The 606-nt window shown below is 70.1% G+C and carries 1 protein-coding gene; it reads left to right on the forward strand.

Annotation, left to right across the window (positions count from 1 at the left end):
- Positions 1–76: 76 nt before the first annotated feature.
- Positions 77–535: a MarR family winged helix-turn-helix transcriptional regulator gene (locus tag RCG67_RS17045; protein ID WP_368827984.1), complete on the forward strand. Its 459-nt coding sequence runs from the start codon at positions 77–79 to the stop codon at positions 533–535.
- Positions 536–606 lie beyond the last annotated feature (71 nt).

The following is a 606-nucleotide window of genomic DNA, read 5'->3' on the forward strand; positions in this document are numbered from 1 at the left end:
GACACCGGAGGGAGACCCCCGAAAGGGGGACACCCGCGCCCGAGCCGCCCATGTAACTCGGTCGTAGCATTAACCCGTGACCCGCAGAGAAACAGATCGAGTGCAGAACAGCGCCGACGCCTGGGAGGCCCTCTTCAGGGCCCAGGTGACGGTCATGCGGCGTCTCCAGCGCCAACCCGAGTTCGCGGAGCTCTCGGCCCGCGAGTACGACGTCCTGTTCAACCTCTCCCGTGCCGACGAGGCGGGGATGAGGCTCAACGAGCTCAACGAGTACGTGCTGCTCACCCAGTCGAGCCTGAGCCGGATGCTGGAGCGCCTGGAGCTGAAGGGGCTGGTGCACCGGTGGCAGGACCCCCAGGACCTGCGGGGCCTGCGGATCCGGCTGACCGACGCCGGACGGACCATGCAGGCGCAGATCGCCGAGCAGTTCCGGCTGCACGTGCACGAGCTGATGTCCGCCGGCCTGGACCCCGAGGAGCTGCGCATCCTCACCCGGCTCGCCGACCGCCTCCGGGAGGCCGTCAACTCCCTCTGACCCGCCCGGGCCGTCAGGCGGGCAGCGGGAGGACCACCCTGACCTCCGGGTCCTCGGGCACGTCCGCGGAG

The sequence above is a fragment of the Kocuria cellulosilytica genome (assembly GCF_040981245.1).
GTDB lineage: Bacteria > Actinomycetota > Actinomycetes > Actinomycetales > Micrococcaceae > Kocuria > Kocuria cellulosilytica.